The sequence below is a fragment of the Arthrobacter flavus genome, from assembly GCF_039526005.1.
Taxonomy (GTDB): Bacteria; Actinomycetota; Actinomycetes; order Actinomycetales; family Micrococcaceae; genus Arthrobacter_D; species Arthrobacter_D flavus.
The window spans coordinates 146,528-168,290 of the sequence record NZ_BAAAIJ010000056.1 but is presented as its reverse complement, the minus strand read 5'-3'; the positions used below and the strand labels follow the sequence as shown (position 1 = coordinate 168,290).

Genomic DNA, 21,763 nt, shown 5'->3' with positions numbered 1-21,763 from the left:
GATGGAAAACACACCCAAACGCGCGGTTTCGCCCAAGCGTCCCGCGTACCCCATTGAACACTTCGTAGCGGACGCCGAGGAAACCCCCGTCGCCGCCACCGACAGTGCCACCACTGACGACGCTCCCCGCAGCCAGTGGAGTGAAGCCTGGCGGAATCTGCGGCGCCAGCCGCTGTTCATCCTGAGCGGCATTCTTATCCTGGCCGTCATTTTCGTCGCCTTGTTTCCGGGAGTTTTCACCGACGAACCACCCAATGAGAACTGTCTGCTGATCAATTCCGGCGCCGGGCCGGCGCCGGGTCACCCCCTCGGTTTCACCCAGCAGGGCTGCGATGTGCTGTCCAGGGTCGTCTACGGCACCCAGTCATCGCTGATGGTGGGAATGTTCTCCACCCTCGGCGTGCTCCTGATCGGCGGGGCCATCGGGGCCATTGCCGGGTTCTACGGCGGGTGGATCGACGCGATCCTGGCGCGACTGGGAGACATCTTCTTCGCGCTGCCCCTCATCTTGGGCGCCATTGTTGTGGTTCAGCTGCCCTTCTTCAGGGAGAACCGCAGCGTCTGGACGTTGGTGGTCATTCTCGTCACCTTCGGCTGGCCGCAGATCGCCCGTATTACCAGGGCATCAGTGATCTCGGTCAGAAATGCTGACTTTGTGACGGCCGCCCGTTCGCTGGGCGTCTCCCGGTTCTCGGCGTTGCTGAAGCACGTGATCCCCAACGCCCTTGCCCCGGTCATCGTGATCACCACCATTTCCCTGGGCACCTTCATCGTCGCGGAGTCAACCCTGTCCTTCCTGGGCATTGGGCTGCCACCCGACGTCATGTCCTGGGGCAATGACATCTTCTCGGCAGAACCGACGGTACGGACCAACCCGATGCCGCTGTTCTGGCCTGCCCTCGCGCTCTCCCTGACCGTGCTCAGCTTCATCATGTTGGGCGACGCGCTGCGGGACGCACTCGATCCAAAGGCTCGGAAGCGATGACACAGACTCCAGAAAGCATTAGCCCAGAAGGAGCTGGCGCGCAGCCGCTGCTAGAACTGCGCGATCTCGCGATCACCTTCACCACCTCCCAGGGCGATGTGGAGGCAGTCAAGAATGCGCGGCTGTCCATCATGCCGGGGGAGACGGTCGCCATTGTCGGCGAATCCGGCTCGGGAAAGTCGACGACCGCCCTCGCGGCGATCGGCCTGCTCCCCGAGAACGGTCGCGTGTCCGGAGGCCAGGTCCTGTTCGACGGCGAGGACATCACCCACGCAGACGAGAAGCGGATTGTTGAACTCCGTGGCTCGTCCATTGGAATGGTGCCGCAGGACCCCATGTCGAATCTGAACCCGGTTTGGAAAATCGGCTTCCAGGTGAAGGAGACGCTGCGGGCCAACGGCCTGCCTCACGGCAAGAAGGACGTGGCACAGGTGCTCTCGGAAGCCGGCCTGCCCGACGCCGAATCTCGCGCCAACCAGTACCCGCACGAGTTCTCCGGTGGTATGCGGCAGCGGGCGCTCATCGCTATCGGCTTGTCCTGCCGGCCGCGCCTGCTCATCGCCGACGAGCCGACGTCGGCCCTCGACGTGACGGTCCAGCGGCAGATTCTCGATCATCTGGACACCATGACCCAGGAACTGGGGACGGCGGTCCTGCTGATCACCCACGACCTGGGGTTGGCAGCCGAACGCGCTCACAAGGTGATCGTGATGTACAAGGGCAAGGTGGTGGAAGCGGGTCCAGCCATGGAACTGCTCACCAATCCACGGCACGCCTACACACAGAAGCTGGTCGCATCGGCGCCGTCGTTGGCTTCGCGCCGGATCGAATCCGCCAAGAAGCTGGGCGTCGCAACGACCGAGGTGCTGGCACCGGAGGAGCCCACCTCCGCTGGTAACGGGCTGGTCGACAAGGTGATCGAGGTCAAGGATCTGACGAAGGTCTTCAAGATCCGTGGCAGCTGGGGCAAGTCGACCGATTTCAAAGCGGTCGACGGCGTCTCCTTTTCGATCGCGCGGGGCACCACCACCGCCGTCGTCGGGGAGTCCGGCTCGGGCAAGTCAACAGTGGCTCGAATGGTTCTGGGGCTGGAAACGGCGACCGAAGGCAGTATCGACTTTGACGGGGTGGACATCACCTCGCTGAGTCGGAAGGAAATGTTTAATTTCCGCCGCCGGGTGCAACCGATTTTCCAGGACCCCTACGGGTCTCTGGACCCGATGTACAACATCTTCAGAACCATTGAAGAGCCGTTGAGGGTCCACGGTATTGGTGACGCCAAGTCGCGGGAGCAGAAAGTCCGGGATCTACTGGAACAGGTGGCCCTCCCCGCATCGATGATGCGGCGCTTCCCGAATGAGCTTTCGGGGGGCCAGCGGCAGCGCGTGGCTATCGCCCGCGCGTTGGCGTTGGACCCTGAAGTGGTTATCTGTGACGAGGCGGTTTCGGCACTGGACGTCCTCGTTCAGGCTCAGATCCTCAACCTCCTCGCAGACCTGCAAGCGGAATTGGGGCTCAGCTACCTGTTCATTACGCATGACCTTGCGGTGGTGCGCCAGATCGCCGACCACGTCTGTGTGATGGAGAAGGGAAAGCTGGTGGAGCAGGGGTCGACCGACGACGTCTTCGACCATCCGGCGACTCCCTATACGCAGGCTCTGCTCGCGGCCATCCCGGGCGCGGGGCTGATCCTGCCACCGGGCGCTGCGTAGCAACACCGGCGAGTCAATCATCGGTCCGACGGCGGCTCACCCCCAGGGGGTGGGCCGCCGTCGTGCGTTCCCGCAAACCTGCCCCAGCGCGTTGATTTTGAGCCGATTTGCTCCCCGCGTTAGGGCATTTTTTCCTGAGAGCTTAGACTGGTACAAGCAGGCGCCGTCCTCATAACGCTAGATTCCCCTCAAGATTACTGAATTGAGTCATTACGCATGTCTGAAACCACAGGCAACACAGCTGTTCGCAGCGACCTCCGCAACGTTGCCATCGTGGCCCACGTTGACCACGGAAAGACCACCTTGGTTGATGCCATGCTCCGGCAGACCAATTCCTTCGCAGCCCATGGCGACGTGGCAGACCGGGTCATGGACTCCGGTGACCTCGAGCGCGAAAAAGGCATCACCATCCTCGCCAAGAACACCACCGTGTTCTACGACGGGCCCTCCGCCAAGGGCGAGACCATCACCATCAACGTGATCGACACCCCGGGCCACGCCGACTTCGGTGGTGAGGTGGAACGCGGTCTGTCAATGGTCGACGGCGTTGTCCTGCTGGTGGATGCCTCCGAAGGCCCACTGCCCCAGACCCGTTTCGTGCTGCGTAAGGCCCTCGCCGCGAAGCTCCCAGTGGTGCTGCTGGTCAACAAGACTGACCGTCCCGACTCGCGGATCGACGAAGTGGTCAGCGAATCAATGGACCTCCTCCTGGGCCTTGCCTCGGACCTCGCCGACGAAGTTCCGGACCTGGACCTCGACTCGGTTCTCAACGTGCCAGTCGTCTACGCAGCAGCCCGCGAAGGCGCAGCCTCACTCGAGCAGCCAGCTGACGGCACGGTTCCGTCGAATGACAATCTTGAGCCACTGTTCAAGACCATCATCGATCACATCCCAGCGCCCCGGTACAACCCGGACGGTGTGCTGCAGGCGCACGTTACCAACCTTGACGCCTCCCCATTCCTGGGCCGTCTCGCCCTGCTGCGGATCTTCAACGGCACCCTGCGTAAGGGCCAGACCGTCGCCTGGGCCCGTCAGAACGGTGAGCTGAAGTCAGTCAAGATCACCGAACTGCTGGCCACCCGCGCCCTCGATCGCGTGCCTACCGATTCCGCCGGACCGGGCGAGATCGTCGCCGTCGCCGGCATCGAGGACATCACCATTGGTGAGACCCTGACCGACATTGACAACCCCCAGCCACTGCCGCTGATCACCGTCGATGACCCAGCCATCTCGGTCACCATCGGTATCAACACCTCGCCGCTCGCTGGCCGAGTCAAGGGCGCCAAGGTGACCGCGCGCCAGGTGAAGGATCGCCTGGACCGTGAACTGATCGGTAACGTCTCCCTGAAAGTTCTTGCCACTGAGCGTCCCGACGCCTGGGAAGTACAGGGCCGTGGCGAGCTCGCACTCGCCATCCTCGTCGAGCAGATGCGTCGCGAAGGGTTCGAACTGACGGTTGGCAAGCCTCAGGTGGTGACCCGGATGGTCGACGGCAAGGTGCACGAGCCGATGGAGCACATGACCATCGACGTACCCGAGGAGTACCTGGGCGCAGTGACCCAGATCCTCGCAACCCGCAAGGGCCGGATGACCAACATGTCCAACCACGGCACCGGTTGGGTCCGAATGGAATTTATCGTCCCCGCCCGCGGCCTGATTGGTTTCCGTACCAAGTTCCTCACGGACACCCGCGGCGCCGGTATCGCTGCTTCCTACTCCGAGGGCTACGAGCCCTGGGCCGGGGACATCGAGTACCGCACCAACGGCTCGATGATCGCTGACCGCGCCGGAGTGGTCACCCCGTTCGCCATGATCAACCTGCAGGAACGTGGATCCTTCTTCGTGGAGCCCACCTCCGAGGTGTACCAGGGCATGATCGTCGGCGAGAACTCCCGCGCCGATGACATGGACGTGAACATCACCAAGGAAAAGAAGCTCACCAACATGCGTGCAGCCTCATCGGATACCTTCGAGAACCTCACACCTCCCCGCAAGCTGACCCTCGAAGAGTCACTGGAGTTCGCCCGCGAAGACGAGTGTGTTGAAGTGACTCCTGAGTCGATCCGGATCCGGAAGCTGATCCTCGATGCCAACGAGCGGATGCGCGCGGCTCGTTCACGCGCCCGCGTCTAGTCTTCGACCGTTTTGCAGGATCGCTCATCGGCACTGACTGACGACGACGACCGGCGCCCAGCCGCCGTCGTCGTCAGTCAACCGATCGGCACCGCGGTGGGGGATCGCCCTACCCGTAAAAACGCCCACCGTCAGGGAATCCCCCTGTGGTGGGCGTTCCTCGTTTCTGCCGTCCTGGGCCCCGTTGTGGCCGTCCTGGGAACCGCCCTCCATGGCCAGCAGTGGGACGTTGAAGGCCTGACTCTTCCGGTGGGAGCGGCCGCGGCAGTGCTGCTGGCAGGGAGTGTCGCAGTCTTCGTGGCACTGTGGGCCCGCACCGTCTATGTGGCCCCGGTGGTGGGTGGAGTCGCCTACCTGGTGGTGGGCTTGTTTGCCGCCAGCGAAGATCAGCCGCTGGTCCTGACAGACTTGGGAATGGATCCACTCTTACCGGCTGCGGTCGCGGGAACCATTTGGGTTTTTGGCCTGGCGGTCGTCACGGTCGTCGCCTCGATGGTGTCCTGGTGGGTGCTGCGACCCCGGCGGGCTAACCGTCCGGCCTAGCCCCTAGCCCCTAGACAATAGACCCTAAACCGTGCCGGTTAGTCGGCGCTGCGGTCCAGATGGTGGGCCAACATGATTGACGTGGCGGTACCGTCGGTGTCTGAATCGCGGATCGCGTATTCCTCAAGAATTTCGCGGATTCGGCGCATCATCTCGGAGCGGTTTGTTTCGTTCAGGCGAAGACCGAGCCGCCACACATCAATCTCCGACGGATTCAGTCCGTCAATTTCCTGCAGGAACGTTTCCACCAGCACTGGCGCAGCATTGGGAATCCTGCTGCGCCATGACAGTCCGGTTGCCCGGTAAGGAATTTCCTTGGCCCCGCGGTTGCCGGTGCGGGTTTCTTCGGCCACCAAAAACCCGGTGGCCAGCAGGGTCCGCACGTGGTGCAGCGCGGTCGCCGGGTTAAGCTCGAGGAGCTCAGCAATTTCCTTGTTGGTTCTGCCCTTATGCAGGCAAAGCCGGAGGATTCTGAGCCGAACGGGGGAGCTGAGTGCCCGGCCGCGTGCCTGTACATCCTCATCAGTATCCATCCCTAAATGATACGTCAGCCCGACCCAGTGATTGACAGTAATCAATCACTACACGCAGACTGTGACGGTGACCACCCAGACCGGATCCCCGCCACCGTCCCTGCTCCGTGATCGGAACTTTCTCAATTTCTGGGCCGGCCAAGCCATCAGCCAGCTGGGCACCCAACTCGGTCATCTTGCCCTCCCCGTCATCGCTGTTTTGCTTCTGGGCGCCTCCGAGCTTGAAGTCGGCGTGCTCAATGCCAGCGGCACGGCAGCGTTTCTGCTCGTCGGGCTACCCGCCGGAGCATGGGTGGACCGTTGGCTCAAACGCCGGGTAATGATCGGGGCGGACCTGGTGCGGATGGTCGCGATGCTCGCCATTCCCCTGCTCTGGTGGATGGATGCGCTGACCATCTGGCACCTCTGCCTGGTGGCCGGCGTCGTTGGCATTGCAACCGTGTTCTTCGATGTCGCCTACCAAAGCTACGTTCCCGTGTTGGTGGCGGGGGACCAGGTGCCCAGCGCCAACTCGAAGCTCGAATCGACCGCCCAGATCTCCCGGCTGGGTGGGCCAGCGTTGGGTGGTGGCCTATTGCAGCTCCTCAGCGCGCCGCTGCTGGTCGTCGGGCAGTCAGCGGGGTATCTGGTGTCGGCCATATTCCTGGTCCGGACCCGGGATGAGGAGCAGCGTTCGCCGGTTGCGGACCGGCGCCCGCTCGCCGTCGAAATCAGGGAGGGTCTGTCCTTCGTCTGGCGGCATCCGCTGATCCGGCGTGTCGCGGCCTGTACTGCCGGCGTCAATTTCTTCGCTTCGTTGCTGTTCACCCTGTTGCCCCTGCTGATCCTGCGGGACCTCGATCTGGGGGCGGCAGCACTCGGCCTGATCCTCTCGGTCGCCGCGGCGGGAGGGTTGGCGGGCGCGCTCGCAACACCGTGGATTGCCGCACGGATTGGTGAGGGAACCGTGATCCCGCTCGCGTCCCTGGCCAGCGGCGCATTCCTAGTGCTGGTGCCGCTGGCCGCGCTCGCGCCGTCGAAGCCTGCCTCGTTGGCTCTGCTCATCGTGGGGGAGGCGGGGATGACCTTCTGCGTCCTGGCCTACAACATCATGCAGGTCAGCATGCGCCAGCGGGTCTGTCCGCCGAGGCTGCTCGGCAGGATGAACGCGTCCATCAGGTTTGTGGTGTGGGGGGTCATGCCGATCGCTGGCCTGCTCGCGGGGGTACTGGGCGAGCAGCTCGGGATCCTCCCGACAATGTGGATCGGAGTGGCGGGAACCTTCCTGGCGGCCATTCCCGTGCTGGGTGGGGGCTTCTGGGGCATGAAGAAGCTCCCCGACACGGTTGCTCAGTAGCCGGCCCACTTCCGTGGGCCTCGGATCCCACTGATCGGGCTCCTCCAGCGGAAACGCCAAGACCTTCGGGTCCCCGGGTGAGCAAGTGCGCGGGTCAGAACCGTCGGGGGCGCCGTGGGGGTGGGGGAGGCACCGGCTTTGCGGCGGTCACCAGTTGGAGGGGGACGACGACGTCGCCGTGCCGCCTGGTCCGCACGGTGCAGGTCTGCTCATCGATTTGGATGAGATCCCCCAGCGCATCCGTGAGACCATCGCCAATGCGATACCTGACCACAACGCGTGTCCCTACGGGAAGCCTGAGCAGTTGGTGTGCGGGGGAGTCCATCTGATCAGCGTAGTGGGCAGGATTGGTAGTGGTGGGCCTCATAGGGCTGAACCAGGACACGATGCGGCTGCACCGGGCCATTGCGTTAAGCTGGAAACGGAACGACAGCCCCAACTGGAAAGGCGTGGGAAGTGACCTACGTAATCGCACAGCCGTGCGTGGATTTGAAGGACAAGGCCTGCATCGAGGAATGCCCAGTAGATTGCATCTACGAAGGCGAACGGTCCCTCTACATCCATCCGGATGAGTGCGTCGATTGCGGCGCCTGCGAGCCAGTGTGCCCGGTGGAGGCCATCTACTACGAGGATGACACTCCCGACCAGTGGGCCGAGTACTACAAAGCCAACGTCGAGTTCTTCGACGACATCGGCTCCCCGGGCGGTGCCGCGAAGCTGGGAAACATCGGCAAGGACCACCCGATCATCGCGGCCCTCCCGCCCCAGACCCACGACCTATGAGCGTCCCGGGCGGCAACCGACAGTTCGGAATTGCGCTCCCGGACTATCCCTGGGACGCCATGGCGCCCTACGTGACTCTGGCGAAGCAGCACCCCGGTGGGGCTGTGAACCTGTCCATCGGTACGCCAGTCGATCCAACCCCTCCGGTCATCCAGAAGGCGTTGATCGGCGCGGCCGATGCCCCGGGATACCCCACCACTCACGGTACTGACGAACTCAGATCCGCAGTGAGCAACTGGTTCGCTCGGCGCCGTGGCGTTGACGGACTTGATCCGTTGGACGTCCTGCCGACGGTAGGGTCCAAGGAACTCGTCGCCTGGCTGCCCACGTTGCTCGGGCTGGGAGAGGGCGACGTCGTCGTCCGCCCAACCGTCGCGTACCCGACCTATGACATCGGCGCAGAACTCGCGGGTGCCACGCCAGTGGCTGCCGATGACCTGTCCACCCTTGACGAGGAGACCAGGGCGCGGGTCCGGCTGGTATGGGTCAACTCGCCCGCCAACCCGACGGGCCGCGTCCTCTCGGCCACCGACCTCGCCAAGGTTGTGACCGAAGCCCGCGCACTGGGCGCCGTCGTCGCCTCCGACGAGTGCTACGCGGAACTCGGCTGGGGTAGCTGGGATAGTGCCAGGGGCGGCGAATCGGTCCCGAGTGTGCTCGATGCCCGTGTTAATGGGGGCAGCCACAGCAACCTGCTCGCCGTTTACTCGCTGAGCAAGCAATCGAACATGGCCGGCTATCGGGCCGCGTTCACTGCCGGGGATCCTGACCTGATTGCCAACATGGTGAACTCCCGCAAACACGCCGGAATGATTGTGCCGTTCCCGGTCCAGGAAGCCATGCGCGCTGCGCTCAACGACGACGAGCATGTGCAGGCCCAGAAGGACCTGTACCGGCGACGCCGCGAGCTGCTGATCCCAGCGCTGGAGAATTTCGGGCTGCGGCTCGAGGATTCGGTGGCGGGGCTATACCTATGGGCCACTGCGGGCGAAGACACCTGGACCACTGTGGAACGTTTCGCCAGGCTTGGGATCATCGTTGGACCGGGTACTTTTTACGGCGACGCTGGCCAGGGATTCATTCGAGTCGCGCTGACCGGCACCGATGAGGCCATCGATGCGGCAGTCCAACGGCTGTCCGCGGCTCGGCAGGTTCAGTAGGCCCTGCAGGTCCAGCGTCCGGTCAGCGTCGATTAGCGCTCCGGGTGTCCTACCGGTAGCGTTTTAGTTGAATGTGCGAAGGTGTCGCAAGCCAATGCATGCCACCACTCCTGGAGGAGAGTTCAATGACCGAGCAAAACGGTGCATCGTTGCACTATGACGGAGGCAAACTCAGCCTCCCGATGGTCAACGCTGCTGAAGGCAACAATGGCTATGACGTGTCGAAGCTGCTCAAGCAGACCGGCGCCGTGACTTACGACCCGGGCTTCATGAACACCGCAGCCACCACCTCGGCGATCACCTACATCGACGGCGACCAGGGCATCCTGCGCTACCGGGGATACCCGATCGACCAGTTGGCCCAGCACTCCAGCTTCCTTGAGGTTTCCTACCTGCTGATCTACGGGAACCTGCCGACCCCCACCGAACTGGCCGCCTTCGACGACCGCATCCGCCGGCACACTCTGCTCCATGAGGAACTCAAGGGTTTCTTCGGCGGGTTCCCCCGCGATGCGCACCCCATGCCGGTGCTGTCCTCGGCCGTCTCGGCGCTCTCCACGTTCTATCAGGATTCACTCGACCCGTTCGACGACGAGCAGGTGGAGCTGTCCACCTTCCGCCTGATGGCGAAGCTCCCGGTCATCGCCGCCTACGCCCACAAGAAGTCAATCGGCCAGCCGATGCTGTACCCGGACAACTCGATGAACCTGGTCGAGAACTTCCTCAGGCTCTCCTTCGGGCTGCCCGCCGAACCGTATGACCTGGACCCGATGATGGTCAAGGCCCTCGACCTGCTGCTGATCCTGCACGCCGACCACGAGCAGAACTGCTCCACCTCAACCGTCCGCCTGGTGGGCAGCTCGCACGCAAACATGTTCGCTTCGGTGTCCGCCGGCATCAACGCGCTCTTCGGCCCGCTGCACGGCGGGGCCAACGAAGCCGTCCTGAACATGCTCCGCGATATCCAGGGCAAGGGCATGAAGCCCGAAGACTTCATGGAGAAGGTCAAGAACAAGGAAGACGGCGTGAAGCTGATGGGCTTCGGGCACCGCGTCTACAAGAACTACGACCCGCGCGCCACCATTGTGAAGGCCACCGCCCACGACATCCTCGGCAAGCTCGGCGGCAATGACGAACTGCTGGACATCGCGATGCGCCTCGAAGAGAAGGCCCTGGCCGATGACTACTTCATCGAACGTAAGCTGTACCCGAACGTGGACTTCTACACCGGCCTGATCTACAAGGCGATGGGCTTCCCGGAAAAGATGTTCACGGTCCTGTTCGCGATTGGCCGGTTGCCGGGCTGGATCGCCCAGTGGCGCGAGATGATGCAGGATCCGCAAACCAAAATTGGTCGCCCCCGTCAGCTGTACACGGGCGAAGCAGCGCGCAACTATCCCGCCAGATAGCCCGCACCCACTCCTGACGACGATGGCCGGTCACCTCCGCAGGTGACCGGCCATCGCTGTTAAGCCGGAGGCCGCCGGGCGGCTACTAGTCGGAGTAGCCCTGCGGATTGTTCTTCTGCCAGCGCCAGTGGTCCTGGCACATTTGCTGCAGGGAGCGGTGGGCCGACCAGCCCAGATCCGCCAGTGCAGCTGACGGGTCAGCGTAGCTGACCGCCGCATCGCCGGGCCGACGGGCCGCGAACTCGTAGGGGATCTCATGGCCGGCAGCATCGGAAAAGGCTGCAAGGACCTCAAGTACAGACGAACCGTTGCCGGTGCCCAGGTTCCAGCGGTGCACTCCCGCGTGGGTGGTCAGATAATTCAGCGCAGCCAGGTGCCCGGCCGCCAGGTCGACCACGTGAATGTAGTCGCGGATGCCCGTGCCGTCGGGGGTCGGATAATCGTTGCCGAAAACCATCACCTTTTCCCGGCGCCCCACTGCCACCTGGGCCACGAAGGGCAGCAGGTTGTTGGGAATGCCAGTGGGATCCTCCCCAATCAGCCCGGATTCGTGGGCTCCGACCGGGTTGAAGTACCTCAGCAGAGCAATGTTCCAGCGACCATCGGCGGCACCAAGATCGGAGAGGATGTCCTCGATCTGTTCCTTGGTGCGGCCATAGGGATTGACCGCGTCAAGCGGCATCTTTTCGATCAGCGGAACCTCTTCCGAAGCGCCGTAGACGGTGGCAGAAGAGCTGAAGACCAGCGTCCTCACCTGTGCAGCATCCATCACCCGCAGCAGATTCAGCGTCCCACCGACGTTGTTGTGATAGTAATGCAGCGGCTTGGCCACCGACTCGCCGACCGCCTTCAGCCCAGCGAAATGGATCACAGCATCAACGGCTTCTGCGTCGAAGACCGCCCTGAGTGCTGCCTCATCGAGGAGATCCACCTTGTGGAAAGTGAGAGCCTTCGCACTCAGTTCCCTGACCCGGTCGAGCGCGGTCTCGGAGGAATTCATGAGATTGTCGACAACCACCACCTGGTGGCCAGCTTCAAGAAGGGCGAGCGTCGTATGCGAGCCGATATAGCCGCTGCCGCCAGTAACGAGAATTTTCATGCTTCCAGCCTAGTTTGTTGCTGGAAAATCTGCGGTCTTTACGGGTAGAGGGTCGCGGGCGTTCGGTCTACCCTTGGATTCAACAGGTCGATTCTCTGCCACGGAGGCCGGAGGAATCGCCCCCGAAAGGATGATTGAATGACCGCGGTTGGTCATGAGTGGCACATTGTTGTTGACACGTCGCCAGTGATGCTGTTTTCCCTGTATCTGCGGGACTGCGCTGGGTTGGACGCCGTCGGGGTCCCGCTGGTGTCCCAGCTGGTTCCCGCAGTGCATCGGGTGGACCCGAGCCAGCTGGTGCACGACGCCGGGGGGTTGACGGTGCTCCGGATTGAGTGGGAGACGTGGTGGCGTCAGCTGGTGGCGGACTGTTTCGGTGCTGAGGCGACGGCGCCGCAGTTCCCGGAGCTGGCCTCCCTGCCCGCCCTCCAGCTTCTGGCTCAAGCCCACTATGGTGCGGCAATCGACTGGTCGCGCGAGCGGAGGGCCGAGTACGCCGCCCTGAGACTCCGGAGAGAGAAAGCACGGCAGGCAGACCCGTTCGAGCAGCTGGTCGAGGAGCGGGAACTGGAGTTGGGCCGGAGTTCCCGGGGGTTCACTCTGCAGGTGGTCGAGCTTCCGCTCAGCGAACCGCGTGCCTGGTTCGTTGAGCCAGCCACGCTTCTCATGAGCCAGCACCTCGCCGACGACGCATTAGCCTTCAGCAGCTATGTTCGGCCGGTCGTGGAACTGCTCGCCTAGGACCCGGTCACGCATCTGCCAAGGCCAGCTCGACGACAATCAGCCCGGTCGTCGTTTCAGCGGCTTCCCAGCCGTGACCGGACCTGGTCCATTGCAGGCCACCGTAGGACACCGCTTCAATGTGCAGCGCCTTGGCGTTGGCGACCGCCCACTGCGCGGTCGCCCAGCCCTGGGTTCCGGAAGCAGCGACGCTGAGCGCCCCGCCGTCGTTCAATGACGTTTCCAGGGGGCCGAACACCTGTTCGGCGGCGGCCTGCACGGCGGCAGGATCGCCCACCTCGTCGGCGCCCCGCAGGACACAGTTCAGGGAGGCGGGGGAGTTGCCGGTCAGGGCCGACGCGAACGCGCGCCCCTCCGCCTCGTGGTCGGCATAGGCGTCCGGCAGGGCGCTGCGTTGCACGGCCTGCGCCGCCTCCGTGATGGGCAGGACCTCGTAGCCGGTCACCCGCACCAGCGCGTCGTAGAACGCGCCGGCCGCGTAGAGCGGATCCTGCACCTCGTCGTCGGTGCCCCAACCCTGCGATGGTCGCTGCTGGAAGAGCCCGCGCGAATCCGGTCCGGCCTGGTCACCGTAGTCAAGGTTGCGGAGCCCCGACTCCTGCACTGCCGTCGCGAGCGCGATGGAAGCGGCCCGCGCCGGCAGCCCACGGGTGACGGCGACAGCGGCGATCAGCGAGGCATTTTCGGCCTGTTCGAGTCCTAGCTCGTAGGTATCATCGCCGACGACGGCGGTGCACCGCTCCCGCACCAGGACTTCCGACGTGTTCACCTGGCTGACGGCCAGATAGATCCCACCGGACAACACCGCCAGGAGCACGACGAGAACCATCGTCGTCTTCACCCGCCGACGGCGACGCGCTTCGGCTTTCGTGTAAGCCACAAGTCCCTAGTTGGCGTGCAGCACTGAGTTCAAGGCGACCCCATGGCCGCTGCGCGGGCGTGCCTCGACGACGCCGGTCGCCGAGTTTCGGAGGAACAACAGGAAGGACTCGCCGGAGAGCTCGGAGGCCTTGACCACCCGCGCATCCGGGAGGGTGACCTTGGTGCCGGCAGTGATGTATAGGCCGGCTTCGACAACACAGTCGTCGCCGAGGGAAATCCCGATGCCGGCTTGAGCACCGAGCAGGCACCGCTCGCCGATGGCCACCCGTTCCTTGCCGCCCCCGGAGAGCGTGCCCATGATGGACGCGCCGCCACCAATGTCTGAACCGTTGCCCACTACCACTCCGGCAGAAATGCGGCCTTCGACCATCGACTGTCCGAGGGTACCCGCATTGAAGTTGACGAAACCCTCGTGCATGACGGTGGTGCCAACGGCCAGGTGTGCGCCAAGCCGCACCCGATCCGCGTCGGCAACCCGCACCCCGGCGGGCAGCACGTAGTCCACCATCCGGGGGAACTTGTCCACTCCGTAGACCACTACGGTGCCACGGGTCCGCAGCCGGAGGCGGGTGCTTTCGAAGTCTTCGACGGGGCAGGGCCCGAAGTTGGTCCACACCACGTTGGCTAGCAGCCCAAAGACGCCATCGAGGTTGACGGTGTTGGGCGCTGCAAGCCGGTGGGACAGCAGGTGCAGGCGAAGATAGGCGTCTGCCGCGTTGGTCGGCGCCGAATCCAGGTCGGCGTGGGTTGCAATGACTTCCTGGCTGGTGCCGCGCAGATCGTCGTTCTCGGCCAGGGCGTCAAGCGAGCTTCTGAGATCCTCCTGGGAGGTGTCGCCGAGTTCGGGGCGGGGAAACCACACATCAAGGAGGGTACGGTCGGCGGCGAAGGTCGCCAGACCTAGTCCGTGGGCCGAGCGGGGGCCTGGATCGGCTGGGCTGAGGGCTGTGGCTCGTTCAGTCATGGCCTCAAGTCTACCGAGGGATAGGCTGGATCAATGACCGCTAACCTTCCCGCAGCCCTTGACCTTTCTGCCGATGTTGCAGCGCTGACCGCCTCTCTTCTCGACATTGAGAGCGTCTCCGGCAACGAGCGGACCCTCGCCGACGCCGTCGAAACCGCCTTGCAGGCATGCCCCCATCTGGAGCTGGTGCGCGACGGCGACTCGATCATCGCGCGGACCTCACTGGGTCGTGCCGAACGGGTCATCCTCGCCGGCCATCTGGACACCGTGCCCCTGCCCGGTGTTCCTGGCTCCCGGGGCACCGTCCCTAGCGCCTGGGACGGCGAAGTGCTCTACGGCAGGGGAGCCACCGACATGAAGGGCGGTGTGGCGGTCCAGTTGGCGCTCGCCGCGGCGCTGACCGAACCCGCCCGCGACGTTACCTACGTGTTCTACGACCATGAGGAAGTCGAAGCGTCGCTGAGCGGGCTCGGCAGGCTGGTCACCAGGTTCCCTGACTGGCTGACCGCAGACTTCGCAGTGTTGCTGGAACCCACCGACGGTACCGTCGAGGGCGGCTGCAACGGCACCGCCCGCTTCAATGTCACCACCACCGGCCGGGCAGCGCACTCGGCACGTGCCTGGATGGGGGAGAACGCCATCCATGCGGCAGGCGATATCCTGACCCGGCTTCGCGACCACGAACCACTCACCGTCGACGTCGATGGGCTCGCCTACCGGGAGAGCCTGAACGCGGTGATGATCAAGGGCGGCACGACGGGGAACGTCATCCCCGACCGGACAGTGGTGGAGGTGAACTACCGGTTTGCGCCGGATAAGTCGCCCGACGACGCCGAAGCTTACGTCCGGTCCGTGCTGGAGGGCTACGACGTCGAACGCACCGACGCTGCCGCCGGTGCCCGCCCCGGGCTGAATCATCCTGCGGCTGCCGATTTTGTCGCGGCGGTGGGGGCCGAGCCCAAACCGAAGTACGGCTGGACCGACGTCGCCCGCTTCAGCGAGCTGGGCATCCCGGCCGTGAACTTCGGGCCGGGTGATCCGCTGCTGGCGCACTCGGATAACGAACACGTCAGCGCGGACGAGATCCGTGAGTGCCTGAGGGCGCTGAAGACCTGGCTGGGCTAGCCCAGCCAGGTCCAGCGTCCCCACCTAAAAGTGCGGCTACACCCCAGGGGGTGCAGCCGCACTTTTTGGTTTGCGTCGATCCTGGCTAGGGCGCGGGGGCTGCTGTAGCCAGTTCCGGGTCCTCGGTCTTCTTGACCTTGCGACCAGTCCTGAAGCTCAGCAGGGTAGAGAGCTTGTTGGCTGCCGAGGAGAGAGCGAAGTTGATCAGGATGAAGATGAAGGCAGCAATCAGGAGGGACTGCAGCAGGTTTCCTTCACCCACCCCGAGCCGACGTGAGTACTGCAGCAATTCGGCGTAGCCGATGATGTAGCCCAGCGCCGAGTCCTTGAGGATGACGACGAACTGGCTGACCATTGCCGGCAGCATCGCCACTAGCGCCTGGGGAATCTCGACGCTTCGCAGGGACTTACCCGGCGTCATACCGATGGCCATGGCGGCTTCGCGCTGTCCCTTGGGGAGGCCATATACACCCGAGCGGACCAGTTCGGCAATGACGGACCCGTTGTACAAGGTCAGCGCCGTCACGACAGCCACGAAGATCGGGTCGTCGATGAACGGCACCCGGGAGAGAGCCAACCAGAGGAAGATCATCATCAACAGCACAGGGACGGCTCGGAGGAATTCAACGACCAGTCCCGCGATCCAACGGATGGGCGCGAGGTGGGACAGCCGCCCGATCCCGAACAACAAACCGAAGGCGATCGACGTGACCACTGCGACCGCCGCAGCTTTGAGGGTGCTGAGCAAGCCCGGGAGAATGAAGAACTCCCAGGTGCGGCCTTCAAGGAACGGTGTCCACTTGGCGGCTTCGAACTGCCCCTGACCGGCGAGCGCAAACACTACGTAGCCGAGGAGGCCCAGGACTAGCAGGACGCCAGCGATGTTGCCGATGAGGATGCGGCGCTTGCCCTTGGGTCCAGGGGCGTCAAACAGGACTTGTTGTGCGCTCATCGTGCCACCGCCAGTTTCCTTGACAACCAGGTAGTCAATAGGCCAACGGGTACCACGATGATCACGAAGCCCATGGCGAAGACGAAGAAGATGGGGATCACCAGGTCGCCCCGGAACTCGATCATTTCCTTCATCAGGTTGGATGACTCGATGACGGATCCTGCAAAGGCGACCGTCGAGTTCTTGGTCAGGGCAATGAGAACGTTGCCCAGCGGTGCAACTGCACCGCGGAGCGCCTGGGGCAGGATGATCAGGCGGGCGGCCGGCAGGAAGCTCAGCCCAATGGCGCGGGCGGCCTCTGCCTGGCCGAGGGGAACGGTGTTGACACCGCTGCGGATCGCTTCACACACGAAGGCCGCGTGGTAGACGCTCAAGCCCAGGATGGCGAGGCGGAGGAAGTTCACCTGAAAATCCTCGGCCAGGACCACATTCAGTTGTCCCCACAGCCCGAGGACACCGAAGGCGATGATCACCGTGAGCGGTGTGTTCCGGAAGATATTCACATAGGCCGCACCGAACCACTGCAGGCTGGCGATCGGCGAGATGCGCATGAGCGCAAGGATAGTTCCCAGGATAAATGACCAGATAGCGGCCCAAAACGTCAGCTGGATATTGACCCAGAACGCTCCAGCGACGTCGTACGTCTCAAAGAGCGATAGGAAGTTATCCATGGTTCACCTCTTCCGTGGTGTTGTAAACCGTAAAGTTGAAAAGCCTTGGTGAGGCAGCCGCAAAGCTACCCCACCAAGGCAATGAAACGGTCAAAGCTTAGGCGCAGGCGTCAGGCTCTGGTGGGTTCAGCTCATCGTTGAAGGTGTAGTCAGCGCCCTCGGTGTTGTTAGTGATGGCTTCTTCCCAGGCACCCTCATCGATCATCTTGACGATGGCCGTGTTGATGTCTTCACACAGGTCGCTGCCCTTGGTGAGGCCAACCCCGTAGTTCTCCTCGGAGAACGGGTTGCCCACCACCTTGAACTGGCCGGCGTTGGCTTCCTGCGCGGCGAGGCCAGCCAGGATGATGTCATCGGTGGTGACGGCGTCGATCTGGCCGCCGCCCATCAGTGAGACACACTCGGCGTAACCGGGCTGCTCAACGAGGTTGGCGTCTGCACCGAATTCTTCGTTGATGCGGGCAGCCGAGGTGGAACCGGCAACCGAGCAAAGGTTCTTGCCGGTCAGTGCCTCTGGTCCGGTGATTTCTTCGTCATCAGCACGGACCAGGAGGTCCTGGCCAGCAACGAAGTACGGTCCGGCGAAATCGACGGTTTCCTTGCGCTCGTCAGTGATGGAATAGGTAGCAAAAATCATGTCCACTTCTTCGGTGGAGAGCAGATTCTCGCGGTTGGCCGAGGGAGCCTCGACCCATTCGATCTGGTCCTCGGAGTAACCAAGCTCGGTGGCTACGTATTTGGCGACGTCGACGTCGAAACCGGAGTACTCGCCGCCCTCATCGAAGCCCAGGCCCGGCTGGTCGAACTTGATGCCGATGCGGATGCTGTCGGAGCCTGCATCTGTCGCTGTGTCGTCGCCACCCTCGTCCCCGCCGCCACAGGCGGAAAGGGTGAGTGCTGCTACAGCTGCCATGGCGGCTGCCGCGTAACGGGTCTTGCGCATGATTTCTCCTTGCGTTTCGTCTGACTTGATGAAAATTTGTGGGCTAATGCGCCAGGATCTTGCCGAGGAAGTCTTTGGCTCGGTTGCTCTGGGGATTGGTGAAGAACTCTTCGGGGGTGGCCTCCTCGACGATCTGGCCGCCGTCCATGAAGATCACCCGGTCGGCTGCCTTGCGGGCGAAGCCCATCTCGTGGGTCACCACGATCATGGTCATGCCCTCCTTGGCCAGGGTGACCATCGCGTCGAGGACCTCATTGATCATTTCGGGGTCAAGAGCGGAGGTGGGTTCATCAAAGAGCATCACCTTCGGCTGCATGGCAAGCGCACGGGCAATCGCCACACGCTGCTGCTGACCGCCGGAAAGCTGCGCAGGCAGTTTTTGGGCCTGGTTGTCGACCCCCACCCGCTTCAGCAGGGACATGGCCAGCTCTTTGGCCTGGGCACTTTTCATGCCCTTGACCTTGACCGGCCCCAGCGTCACATTCTCCAGAATGGATTTGTGGGCAAACAGGTTGAAGGACTGGAACACCATCCCGACGTCGGCACGGAGTTTCGCCAGCGCTTTGCCCTCGGCAGGCAGTTCAACCCCGTCGATCCGGATCTCACCGTCGTCGATGGTTTCCAACCGGTTGATGGCACGGCAGAGGGTTGATTTGCCGGAACCGGACGGGCCGATCACCACCACCACCTCACCGCGGGCCACCTCAAGGTTGATGTTCTGCAGCACATGGAGTTCGCCGTAGTGCTTGTTGACGTTCTTCAGCAGCACGAGCGGCGTCTCAGATGATGGGGCAGCGGACGAGTTCGCTTCGAAATCACTGGTCATAGAGATGAATGTAGCGAACGAATGCCCGCTGGCAATACATGATGGTTGCGATTTGGTAAATCGTGACTCAAGAGCAACCAAGACCCAGAGGGGTTGCGGAGGGCGGATAGGCTCAAAAGATGGCTTCCAACGAATTCCTGTCCAGTCCAGAATCCAATGCCGCCCGCGCCACCCCGTCACGCCGGCGAGGCCAGGTGGAGCTCCGTCGGGGGCAGATCAAGGAACCTCAATCTGACAGCTACCTGCTGGACTCAGGGGGAGGGAACCACTTCACCAAGACCGACCCGTGGCGGGTGCTGCGTATCCAGAGCGAGTTCGTCGAGGGTTTCGGGACGCTCGCTGAGCTTGGGCCGGCAATCAGCGTGTTCGGCTCGGCACGCACCCCACGGGATTCACCGTTCTACGCGATGGGTGAGGAGGTGGGCCGACGTCTGGTGGAAGCAAACTATGCGGTCATCACTGGTGGAGGTCCGGGAGCCATGGAAGCGGCCAACAAGGGAGCCTGTGAGGCCGGTGGGCTCTCAGTTGGCCTCGGCATTGAGCTGCCGTTCGAACATGGAATGAATGAGTGGGTGGACCTGGGAGTGAATTTCAGGTACTTCTTTGTCCGAAAAACCATGTTCGTGAAGTATGCGCAGGGGTTCATCGTCCTGCCGGGCGGATTTGGCACCCTGGACGAACTATTCGAAGCCATGACCCTGGTCCAGACCAGGAAGGTCACCTCTTTCCCCATTGTCCTGATGGGCACCGAGTTCTGGGCGCCGCTGTGGGAATGGGTGAGGGGCAGTCTGCTGGCGAACGGGATGATCTCCGCCAAGGACCTCGACCTGGTGCATTTGGTGGACGACCCGGCGGAAGCCGTCCGGCTGGTGCAGGCAGACACCGCATCACACAAGTCACCGTGACCGTTCGTTGGCACCGATAACTCTGGCACCATTGAGACGGTGAGTATTTTCCTGGTGTTCATTGCTATCGCTGTGGTGGGTGCTGTGGCTTTCGCCGTCGTCGGACGGCAGCCACCGGGAGGAGGCCTGGCGGTCCCCGCGCATCCTGCCGGACTGGTCGAACCTGCTCCCTCCCTGCCCGCGGTGCTGTTGCCCGACGACCCCCACCCCTCCGACGTTGATAAGATCCGCTTCGCCCCCGCCTTGCGCGGATACCGGATGGACCAGGTCGACGAGGTCCTCGAGAAATTGGCATCAGCGCTCGCCGACCGGGACGAGATCATCGCTGACCTCCGACGGACCCGCCAGGACAGCCGATGACCGGTGCGGCACCCGGGGAGGACGGGCGGGTGCGCTGTGACTGGGCCAACGGCACTGCCGATTACCGGGCCTACCACGATCAGGAGTGGGGCCGCTCTGTCTCCGGGGAGCCAGCTCTGTTTGAACGGCTCAGCCTCGAGGCCTTCCAATCCGGTCTGAGCTGGATCACCATTCTGCGGAAGCGGGAGTCCTTCCGGGCGGCTTTCAGGGAGTTCGATCCGGCAGTGGTGGCAGAGTTCGACGATGACGACGTCGAGCGGTTGCTTCAGGACGCCGGAATTGTCCGTAACCGGGCCAAGATCCTCGCAACCATTGCCAACGCGCGAGCGCTGCTTACTCTCCCAGCGGGCGAAAGCCTCGCCAGGATCCTTGAAGCGCACCGACCGGCACCTCGACCCGCCCCGATTGCCCTGGCCGACGTGCCCGCGGTGGTCCCTGAGTCAGTGGCACTGGCAAAGGCCCTGCGGTCGCATGGATTCAGGTTTGTTGGTCCCACGACCGGGTACGCCATGATGCAGGCAACTGGGTACGTCAACGACCATCTGCTTCACTGCTGGGTGCGGGACTCGATGTGACCCACAACGCACCGCGATTCGCCCAGTCCGCCTCTGTGCGGGATAATGGGGGAGGATCAATGCGCGGGGGCCAGCATGCCGCCGTGTCACTGACGTTAATTTTTCGTTGACGGGCGGCCGGGGATCCCGGGCGCGCACATTTGAAGGGATACCTTTATGGCTGCCATGAAACCGCGGACCGGCGATGGGCCGATGGAAGTCACCAAAGAAGGCCGCAGTCTGATCATGCGGGTTCCGATTGATGGTGGCGGGCGGCTAGTGGTCGAACTCAATGCGGAGGAAGCCGGCAAGCTCAAGGACTGCCTTCTGACGGTCACCGAGTAGTCGCCCCGAAGGAGCGGCACTGCTGGGGCCGTCCCCAAGGGTAGCGACCCCAGCAGTGACTACTTGCGGATAGCGGGCATCTTAACGGCGAGCAGCAGACCATGGCCGGTAGGCAGCATGGCTGACACCAGCTGCTCGTGATCGCGAATAGTCCGTCCCACCTGGCGAAGGGTGTTGGTGGATTCCTCTCGGATGGCCGGATCTGCCACCCGATCCTGATCCATTGCGTCGTTCAGCATCAACATGCCACCCGGCTTCAGCAGCCGGATCGCCTGATTGACGTAAAGCGGCAGGCCAGCCTTGTCCGCGTCGATAAAGACCAGATCGTAGGCGGCGTCAGTCAGACGCGGCAGGACATCAGCTGCACGACCCGAGATGGTCCGGGTCCGGTTCCCCGGCACGCCAGCCTCAGCGTACGCCTCTCGCGCCGCGCGGAGGTGGTCGACGTCCGAGTCAATGGTGGTCAGAACCGATTGCGGTCCCAGGCCACGGAGGATGCACACCCCAGACACCCCGGCGCCGGCACCGATCTCCACCACTGTCTGCGCCTTTGACGTTGCAGCAAGGACTGTCAACGCGGCCGCGACACCGGTACTGACCGGCGTCACCCCAAGCTCGTAGGACCGGTCCCGGGCACGCAGGAGCACTTCATCCTCGTCGGGCAGTCCCTCGGCATATGACCAGCTGCTCTGTTTGTCCGCGCTCATGTATTTACCGTTCAGTCTTCTCGTTCAGGGGACGTTCTCACTTTGCTACCCAGCCTACTGGGTGGGGGCTTCTCGCCCTATTGGGTGCTCCACGG

The 21,763-nt window shown here is 63.3% G+C and carries 24 protein-coding genes; 14 read left to right on the top strand and 10 right to left on the bottom strand.

From position 1 onward, the window contains the following. The first annotated feature begins 1 nt into the window (after nt 1). The 4 genes from ABD059_RS14855 to ABD059_RS14840 all read left to right on the top strand — a co-directional run bounded on the left by ABD059_RS14855 (nt 2) and on the right by ABD059_RS14840 (nt 5,373). Complete coding sequence (locus ABD059_RS14855; RefSeq protein WP_343881462.1) at nt 2–985, top strand: ABC transporter permease; 984 nt, start codon at nt 2–4, stop codon at nt 983–985. After that, the gene (locus tag ABD059_RS14850) at nt 982–2,697 is read left to right on the top strand and encodes an ABC transporter ATP-binding protein (RefSeq protein WP_343881420.1); all 1,716 of its coding nucleotides are present in this window, start codon (nt 982–984) and stop codon (nt 2,695–2,697) included. The genes ABD059_RS14855 and ABD059_RS14850 overlap by 4 nt, the downstream gene beginning before the upstream one ends. Nucleotides 2,698–2,913: 216 nt before the next feature. Further along, nucleotides 2,914–4,830, top strand: coding sequence for a translational GTPase TypA (gene typA, locus ABD059_RS14845; RefSeq protein ID WP_019481625.1), 1,917 nt, complete (start codon nt 2,914–2,916; stop codon nt 4,828–4,830). 12 nt (nt 4,831–4,842) lie between these two features. Next, nucleotides 4,843–5,373, top strand: coding sequence for a hypothetical protein (locus tag ABD059_RS14840; protein ID WP_343881417.1), 531 nt, complete (start codon nt 4,843–4,845; stop codon nt 5,371–5,373). Nucleotides 5,374–5,411: 38 nt separating this feature from the next. Here the strand turns inward: ABD059_RS14840 and ABD059_RS14835 are convergent, their stop codons facing one another. Then, on the bottom strand, nt 5,412–5,906 hold the full coding sequence (locus tag ABD059_RS14835; protein WP_343881415.1) for a helix-turn-helix domain-containing protein: 495 nt from the start codon (nt 5,904–5,906) through the stop codon (nt 5,412–5,414). A gap of 67 nt (nt 5,907–5,973) precedes the next feature. On the opposite strand from ABD059_RS14835, the gene ABD059_RS14830 reads away from it, so the two are divergent. After that, complete coding sequence (locus ABD059_RS14830) at nt 5,974–7,242, top strand: MFS transporter (RefSeq protein WP_343881413.1); 1,269 nt, start codon at nt 5,974–5,976, stop codon at nt 7,240–7,242. A 94-nt stretch (nt 7,243–7,336) separates the two neighbouring features. On the opposite strand, the gene ABD059_RS14825 is transcribed toward ABD059_RS14830, so the two are convergent. Beyond that, complete coding sequence (locus ABD059_RS14825) at nt 7,337–7,567, bottom strand: putative acetyltransferase (protein WP_343881411.1); 231 nt, start codon at nt 7,565–7,567, stop codon at nt 7,337–7,339. Between the two features lie 131 nt (nt 7,568–7,698). Here ABD059_RS14825 and fdxA point away from each other — a divergent pair, with 131 nt between their 5' ends. The 3 genes from fdxA to ABD059_RS14810 all read left to right on the top strand — a co-directional run bounded on the left by fdxA (nt 7,699) and on the right by ABD059_RS14810 (nt 10,594). Next, the gene (gene fdxA / locus ABD059_RS14820) at nt 7,699–8,025 is read left to right on the top strand and encodes a ferredoxin (RefSeq protein ID WP_019481631.1); all 327 of its coding nucleotides are present in this window, start codon (nt 7,699–7,701) and stop codon (nt 8,023–8,025) included. After that, a complete protein-coding gene (gene dapC, locus ABD059_RS14815) occupies nt 8,022–9,185 on the top strand; it encodes a succinyldiaminopimelate transaminase (RefSeq protein ID WP_343881408.1) in 1,164 nt (387 codons plus the stop codon). Before fdxA ends, dapC begins: the two co-directional genes overlap by 4 nt. Nucleotides 9,186–9,310: 125 nt before the next feature. Next, nucleotides 9,311–10,594, top strand: coding sequence for a citrate synthase (locus ABD059_RS14810; RefSeq protein WP_019481633.1), 1,284 nt, complete (start codon nt 9,311–9,313; stop codon nt 10,592–10,594). An 85-nt stretch (nt 10,595–10,679) separates the two neighbouring features. On the opposite strand, the gene galE is transcribed toward ABD059_RS14810, so the two are convergent. Then, nucleotides 10,680–11,693 carry a UDP-glucose 4-epimerase GalE gene (gene galE / locus ABD059_RS14805; RefSeq protein WP_343881405.1) on the bottom strand — a complete coding sequence of 338 codons (1,014 nt, stop codon included), beginning with the start codon at nt 11,691–11,693 and terminating at the stop codon, nt 10,680–10,682. A gap of 138 nt (nt 11,694–11,831) precedes the next feature. Between galE and ABD059_RS14800 the strand changes: the two genes are divergently transcribed. Then, entirely contained in the window at nt 11,832–12,434 is a 603-nt protein-coding gene (locus tag ABD059_RS14800; protein WP_343881403.1) for a hypothetical protein, read from the top strand. Between the two features lie 7 nt (nt 12,435–12,441). On the opposite strand, the gene ABD059_RS14795 is transcribed toward ABD059_RS14800, so the two are convergent. Next, nucleotides 12,442–13,275 carry a hypothetical protein gene (locus ABD059_RS14795; protein ID WP_417281924.1) on the bottom strand — a complete coding sequence of 278 codons (834 nt, stop codon included), beginning with the start codon at nt 13,273–13,275 and terminating at the stop codon, nt 12,442–12,444. 45 nt (nt 13,276–13,320) lie between these two features. Further along, a complete protein-coding gene (gene dapD, locus ABD059_RS14790; RefSeq protein ID WP_343881398.1) occupies nt 13,321–14,280 on the bottom strand; it encodes a 2,3,4,5-tetrahydropyridine-2,6-dicarboxylate N-succinyltransferase in 960 nt (319 codons plus the stop codon). Between the two features lie 33 nt (nt 14,281–14,313). Between dapD and dapE the strand changes: the two genes are divergently transcribed. Continuing rightward, nucleotides 14,314–15,405, top strand: a complete 1,092-nt coding sequence (gene dapE / locus ABD059_RS14785; RefSeq protein WP_343881396.1) for a succinyl-diaminopimelate desuccinylase — start codon at nt 14,314–14,316, stop codon at nt 15,403–15,405. Nucleotides 15,406–15,490: 85 nt separating this feature from the next. Here the strand turns inward: dapE and ABD059_RS14780 are convergent, their stop codons facing one another. The 4 genes from ABD059_RS14780 to ABD059_RS14765 all read right to left on the bottom strand — a co-directional run bounded on the left by ABD059_RS14780 (nt 15,491) and on the right by ABD059_RS14765 (nt 18,797). Further along, nucleotides 15,491–16,357, bottom strand: a complete 867-nt coding sequence (locus ABD059_RS14780) for an amino acid ABC transporter permease (protein ID WP_343881394.1) — start codon at nt 16,355–16,357, stop codon at nt 15,491–15,493. Then, on the bottom strand, nt 16,354–17,028 hold the full coding sequence (locus ABD059_RS14775; RefSeq protein WP_343881392.1) for an amino acid ABC transporter permease: 675 nt from the start codon (nt 17,026–17,028) through the stop codon (nt 16,354–16,356). The genes ABD059_RS14780 and ABD059_RS14775 overlap by 4 nt, the downstream gene beginning before the upstream one ends. A 97-nt stretch (nt 17,029–17,125) precedes the next feature. Beyond that, nucleotides 17,126–17,971, bottom strand: a complete 846-nt coding sequence (locus tag ABD059_RS14770; protein WP_343881390.1) for a glutamate ABC transporter substrate-binding protein — start codon at nt 17,969–17,971, stop codon at nt 17,126–17,128. A 43-nt stretch (nt 17,972–18,014) separates the two neighbouring features. Beyond that, the gene (locus ABD059_RS14765; RefSeq protein ID WP_343881388.1) at nt 18,015–18,797 is read right to left on the bottom strand and encodes an amino acid ABC transporter ATP-binding protein; all 783 of its coding nucleotides are present in this window, start codon (nt 18,795–18,797) and stop codon (nt 18,015–18,017) included. Nucleotides 18,798–18,916: 119 nt separating this feature from the next. On the opposite strand from ABD059_RS14765, the gene ABD059_RS14760 reads away from it, so the two are divergent. The 4 genes from ABD059_RS14760 to ABD059_RS14745 all read left to right on the top strand — a co-directional run bounded on the left by ABD059_RS14760 (nt 18,917) and on the right by ABD059_RS14745 (nt 20,961). Continuing rightward, the gene (locus ABD059_RS14760; protein ID WP_343881386.1) at nt 18,917–19,702 is read left to right on the top strand and encodes an LOG family protein; all 786 of its coding nucleotides are present in this window, start codon (nt 18,917–18,919) and stop codon (nt 19,700–19,702) included. Between the two features lie 39 nt (nt 19,703–19,741). Further along, on the top strand, nt 19,742–20,062 hold the full coding sequence (locus ABD059_RS14755; protein WP_343881384.1) for a DivIVA domain-containing protein: 321 nt from the start codon (nt 19,742–19,744) through the stop codon (nt 20,060–20,062). Continuing rightward, the gene (locus tag ABD059_RS14750; protein ID WP_343881382.1) at nt 20,059–20,637 is read left to right on the top strand and encodes a DNA-3-methyladenine glycosylase I; all 579 of its coding nucleotides are present in this window, start codon (nt 20,059–20,061) and stop codon (nt 20,635–20,637) included. The genes ABD059_RS14755 and ABD059_RS14750 overlap by 4 nt, the downstream gene beginning before the upstream one ends. 156 nt (nt 20,638–20,793) lie before the next feature. Continuing rightward, nucleotides 20,794–20,961 carry a DUF3117 domain-containing protein gene (locus ABD059_RS14745; protein WP_167993928.1) on the top strand — a complete coding sequence of 56 codons (168 nt, stop codon included), beginning with the start codon at nt 20,794–20,796 and terminating at the stop codon, nt 20,959–20,961. Between the two features lie 59 nt (nt 20,962–21,020). Here ABD059_RS14745 and ABD059_RS14740 read toward each other — a convergent pair whose 3' ends face one another. Further along, nucleotides 21,021–21,668 carry an O-methyltransferase gene (locus ABD059_RS14740; RefSeq protein ID WP_343881378.1) on the bottom strand — a complete coding sequence of 216 codons (648 nt, stop codon included), beginning with the start codon at nt 21,666–21,668 and terminating at the stop codon, nt 21,021–21,023. Nucleotides 21,669–21,763: the final 95 nt, after the last annotated feature.

Coding starts and splice junctions, on each gene's coding strand:
- ABD059_RS14855 (WP_343881462.1), top strand. CDS start 2: ATGGAAAACACACCCAAACGCGCGGTTTCGCCCAAGCGTCCCGCGTAC.
- ABD059_RS14850 (WP_343881420.1), top strand. CDS start 982: ATGACACAGACTCCAGAAAGCATTAGCCCAGAAGGAGCTGGCGCGCAG.
- typA (WP_019481625.1), top strand. CDS start 2,914: ATGTCTGAAACCACAGGCAACACAGCTGTTCGCAGCGACCTCCGCAAC.
- ABD059_RS14835 (WP_343881415.1), bottom strand. CDS start 5,906: ATGGATACTGATGAGGATGTACAGGCACGCGGCCGGGCACTCAGCTCC.
- ABD059_RS14825 (WP_343881411.1), bottom strand. CDS start 7,567: ATGGACTCCCCCGCACACCAACTGCTCAGGCTTCCCGTAGGGACACGC.
- dapC (WP_343881408.1), top strand. CDS start 8,022: ATGAGCGTCCCGGGCGGCAACCGACAGTTCGGAATTGCGCTCCCGGAC.
- ABD059_RS14810 (WP_019481633.1), top strand. CDS start 9,311: ATGACCGAGCAAAACGGTGCATCGTTGCACTATGACGGAGGCAAACTC.
- galE (WP_343881405.1), bottom strand. CDS start 11,693: ATGAAAATTCTCGTTACTGGCGGCAGCGGCTATATCGGCTCGCATACG.
- ABD059_RS14800 (WP_343881403.1), top strand. CDS start 11,832: ATGACCGCGGTTGGTCATGAGTGGCACATTGTTGTTGACACGTCGCCA.
- dapD (WP_343881398.1), bottom strand. CDS start 14,280: ATGACTGAACGAGCCACAGCCCTCAGCCCAGCCGATCCAGGCCCCCGC.
- dapE (WP_343881396.1), top strand. CDS start 14,314: ATGACCGCTAACCTTCCCGCAGCCCTTGACCTTTCTGCCGATGTTGCA.
- ABD059_RS14780 (WP_343881394.1), bottom strand. CDS start 16,357: ATGAGCGCACAACAAGTCCTGTTTGACGCCCCTGGACCCAAGGGCAAG.
- ABD059_RS14775 (WP_343881392.1), bottom strand. CDS start 17,028: ATGGATAACTTCCTATCGCTCTTTGAGACGTACGACGTCGCTGGAGCG.
- ABD059_RS14770 (WP_343881390.1), bottom strand. CDS start 17,971: ATGCGCAAGACCCGTTACGCGGCAGCCGCCATGGCAGCTGTAGCAGCA.
- ABD059_RS14765 (WP_343881388.1), bottom strand. CDS start 18,797: ATGACCAGTGATTTCGAAGCGAACTCGTCCGCTGCCCCATCATCTGAG.
- ABD059_RS14760 (WP_343881386.1), top strand. CDS start 18,917: ATGGCTTCCAACGAATTCCTGTCCAGTCCAGAATCCAATGCCGCCCGC.
- ABD059_RS14750 (WP_343881382.1), top strand. CDS start 20,059: ATGACCGGTGCGGCACCCGGGGAGGACGGGCGGGTGCGCTGTGACTGG.
- ABD059_RS14745 (WP_167993928.1), top strand. CDS start 20,794: ATGGCTGCCATGAAACCGCGGACCGGCGATGGGCCGATGGAAGTCACC.
- ABD059_RS14740 (WP_343881378.1), bottom strand. CDS start 21,668: ATGAGCGCGGACAAACAGAGCAGCTGGTCATATGCCGAGGGACTGCCC.